Source organism: Acinetobacter thutiue (assembly GCF_030385805.1).
Lineage (GTDB): Bacteria > Pseudomonadota > Gammaproteobacteria > Pseudomonadales > Moraxellaceae > Acinetobacter > Acinetobacter corruptisaponis.
Genome location: NZ_JAUDZE010000020.1, coordinates 1 through 4035 on the forward strand (window position 1 = coordinate 1; position 4035 = coordinate 4035).

The window sequence follows — 4035 nt, forward strand, 5'->3', positions numbered from 1 at the left end:
GATCGATCAACCAGTAAAAATCCACACAAGTTGTTCTTCTATTCTCTTAATGATCTTCTCGATGATTCGTCATCATCAAGCTAGGTCGGCTATGTTACCCTAAATCTCTTTAAAGTCAACCATCAATCTTAACTTTATTTTAAACCACCATAAACATTTGATTTAAAACAACTTTCAATCAACAGCACCGCCGATGGAGTCGCATTATAGATCATTCTAAATACCTTGCAAGTGCTTTTTTAAATTAATATATTCAAGTGAACACTTTTCAATCAAAAACACTTTCCAGCTTATATTTTTCAACCGAATTTGTTTTAATACCAGAAGAACAATTAAACTATATGCCGTTTCTATATAATGTTTGCATCAAGGCAATCATTTTAATGACTGTAATTTCGCTCTAACGCGATTAAGGACTTATATGCATTACTCAAATTTTATCTTGCTTGGGTTGTTAACTGCTGGAGCATGTTCATCAGTATTCGCGCAAGAGACTCCCAATGGATCGGTAGACCAGACCAATATTGCTGAGAATCAGGCAACAACCGAACAGAAAAACCCGACTACGATTCAAGCAATAAAAGATTTGAAGCATCTCACCAAGAATGATTTAAAAGTAAATGCAAATGCGGCCCAGCCTGATGCGGTAAAAGACCCTTTACAGCCATTGAACCGCCAGATTTATGCATTCAATGACATGCTGGACCGTAATATATTAAAGCCAGTAGCCATACAATATGTTGCCAAGGTTCCAGAAGAGGTTCGTAGTCCTTATCGTCAGTTCAGGAAAAACCTGGGTGAACCATGGAATGCAGTCAACCAGTTCATACAGGGCCGTCCAACACGTGCCGCCAAAAGTCTAGGCCGCTTCACAATCAACACCTTAACGACTTTAGGTTTTGCTGACCCTGCACGTCGTCTGGGATTGCCAACAGAAGAAGAGAGTTTTGGGGTAACACTAGGTTATTATGGTATTGCCTCAGGTCCTTATGTCATGCTGCCTTTCTTTGGCCCAAGTACGTTCCGTGATGGTTTCGGTTTACTCGCTGATAGTTATGGTCGCCCTCAAAAATATTTGCTGGATGATCAGAAAGGCATATATTGGTCAACGAATTTGTTACAAGCAGTTGATGCTCGTTCCCAGATTCTTGATATTGAGGAAAGCCTGAAAGGGGATAAATATGCGATGATTCGTGATTTCTACCTACAGCGCAAAGCTTTCCAAATTGCTGAAAAACATGGGGATTCGTCTGATATTTCATTTATTAGTGATGAAGATGATACAGATGACTCATCTGCTGATGACAAATAAAAAGACAAGATCTTTCACTATGGACTTCAGTAGTGCCAACGATTTTAAATGTTGGCAATACTATGTTTTTCATCATCTTTCATCTATGATGAATTAAAAAATGATCATACAAAGGATCGGCTATTCATCTATGTATTTCATTCAGCCCACACGCTCAATACCTTGTTTAGATCAGTCATTAAATGAGTTACCGAGTTTGCAAGTCATTCATGTTGATGATCTGGATTTGTATGATCCCACAATTATTGCAATTGCGGATGTTCAGGACTTTTTAAAATACCAATGGAAATTACCCACCATTGTGCTGGCTTTTGAAGATGAAGGAACTGCTTTGGCCCAAGCATGGGAAATGGGGGCATTGGCAGGCTGGATCTGGGATAGTCTACCTAAAAATCCTGTTCATGCCTTATTTAAAATTGATGCCCAATATAAACGTAACCAGGATAGCCGAGACCTACCCTCCGCTGCCGAACTACAGAAACGCCTTTTACCCAATCCAATTGAATTGCCCAATTATCAGTTTGAATCCTTTTTTCAGCCTTCCGCCTACCTTTCAGGGGACTGGTATGATTATTGGCGTCTGAATGATGAAGAAATTTTATTCTATCTTGCCGATGTTTCTGGACATGGGGTAACCAGTAGCTTACTGACCTCATGGATGGCGGCATTTCATGGCAGGTCAAAGACACCAAGCCAGCTCATCCAAAAGCTCAATGCCATGCTGGTACAGGAAAACATTGAAAAGCATATCACCATGGTGGCAGGGGTTCTGAATTTGGTTAGCCACGAAGTGCGTTGGTCAAGTGCGGGACATTATCCTCCCCCAATCATTTTTGAACCGAATCAGCCTCCCCAAATTCTGACAACCAGCAGCTTTCCATTAGGCTTGACCGAAGAACTGGAAGTGGAAGAACATCATTGTGTACTAAACCGTCATTCCCGCTTTATTTTATGTTCCGATGGCGCACTGGAACCTTTTGATGGCGGTTTGAACGAGCAATTTAACCAACTGGTCACCCACCTTCAAAACAACTCTTTCCAGCCTCCCGACCATGTGGCTGATGATATTGCCATTCTGAGTTTATGCCGAATGAATTAATTTTAAAATCAATATTTTAATTAGATCACAGCATCCAACCACTTGTGTCTAGAATATCACTATGGGATAATTTTATATCCTTTCTCTGAAAATGGCATTTATATGTCAACAGGTCATGTTGAATATGCAAGTTTAAATGGAACGCATATTTTCAAGCTTATTGGCGAAGTGCGTGCCCAATCTTGTATAAGTCTGGACAAGCTACTCAACAAGATTGAACAGCAGCAAAATGTTGTTGGTGCAATCGTTGATTTAACCCAGACCACATTTATTGATAGTACTGTCCTGGGCGTACTTGCAAAACTCGGTCTTAAGCTTAAACAAGTCCATCACATACAGGCAGTCATGCTTTCAACCAATCCAGATATTACCACCTTGGCCAATAGCATGGGGCTGGGGCAGGTTTTTGTGATCCTGAATTACTGCGGCGATCCTAGTGTGTGCACGCTGGAGCTAACAGAAGAACTTGTGACACACAGCGCAATGTTAAATACAGTACTGGACGCACATAAGACCCTGATGCGCCTGAATGAAAACAATCAAAATATGTTTGAACCACTGGTCAAGCAGCTGCAAAAAGAACAGGATTGTTTAAATCAGGATACCCAAAAACAAAACGCCTGATCGTTGCCTCCTGATATTGTGGTGTCTATATGAGCCTGCTTTCTGTTGTACAAATGAATTCTCAAGATGACATTGAGGCGAATTTCACTGTCATTGAGTCATTGATTCAGCAAAGTAAGGCCCAAGATGCTGAACTGATTGTCTTCCCTGAAAATTTTGTCTGTTTTGCCGCAGGTAAGCAACGCGAGACCGCAGCACAGTTTGAGGCTATTCAGCAACGACTGGAACAGCTTGCCCACCGCTACCAGATCTGGATTGTTGCGGGTACACTTCCCTGCCCATTTCGTCCTGATGGTTCAATCATTCAGGATGGTCGTGTGCGTACTGTCAGTTTATGCATTAGTCCTGAGCGTACAGAAGCACGTTACGACAAGATCCATTTGTTTGATGTTCAGGTCGGTGACGCTGTCGGGGGTTATCAGGAATCAAGATTCTTTGAGCCTGGTGATGAAGTTATTGTTGTCAAAACACCTTTTGGCAAGCTCGGACTGATGGTATGTTATGACTTGCGTTTTCCAGAACTCTCGTTGATGTTACGCACCAAAGGGGCAAATATCCTAACCGCCCCTGCCGCATTCACCTACACCACAGGCAAAATGCACTGGCAACTGCTGCTACAGGCACGAGCCATGGATAGCCAGTGTTTTGTTCTTGGTGCCGCACAGCAAGGCTGGCATGGGGAACAGCGTCAAACCTGGGGACATGCAGGGATTACGGATAGTCGTGGTGAGCTTTTACAGATGATAGGAACTGAGGGGCATGGACTAATTACCAGTACTTTTGACCTTGATGAACAGAATGCCATTCGCCATTCCATGCCACTCATGCAGCATCGCAGATTAATCAATTACTAAACACATCATAAAGCTTAGCTAACCTGAATCACGGATAAGCCATAGACTTGAAAAAGAGAAGGACTAGAGCCATCAGTTGAGTTACCACACAAAACTTACGACTCTAGTCCTTATGTTCGATAGTACCCAATTATTCTGTATAATTG

Annotated in this window: 4 protein-coding genes; all 4 read left to right on the forward strand. The window is 42.1% G+C overall.

All coding sequences use genetic code 11. The annotated features are described in order from the left end of the window. Nucleotides 1–421 precede the first annotated feature (421 nt). The 4 genes from QTA56_RS18180 (at nt 422) to QTA56_RS18195 (ending at nt 3889) form a co-directional block, all read left to right on the forward strand. Entirely contained in the window at nt 422–1312 is an 891-nt protein-coding gene (locus QTA56_RS18180; protein WP_267982269.1) for an MlaA family lipoprotein, read from the forward strand. A gap of 130 nt (nt 1313–1442) precedes the next feature. Next, the gene (gene gigA, locus QTA56_RS18185; protein ID WP_004675729.1) at nt 1443–2411 is read left to right on the forward strand and encodes an RsbU family protein phosphatase GigA; all 969 of its coding nucleotides are present in this window, start codon (nt 1443–1445) and stop codon (nt 2409–2411) included. A gap of 102 nt (nt 2412–2513) precedes the next feature. After that, entirely contained in the window at nt 2514–3035 is a 522-nt protein-coding gene (gene gigB / locus QTA56_RS18190) for an anti-anti-sigma factor GigB (RefSeq protein WP_004799901.1), read from the forward strand. Between the two features lie 29 nt (nt 3036–3064). Next, nucleotides 3065–3889 (forward strand): carbon-nitrogen hydrolase family protein, encoded by an 825-nt coding sequence (locus tag QTA56_RS18195; RefSeq protein ID WP_267982270.1) that lies wholly within the window; start codon nt 3065–3067, stop codon nt 3887–3889. Nucleotides 3890–4035: the final 146 nt, after the last annotated feature.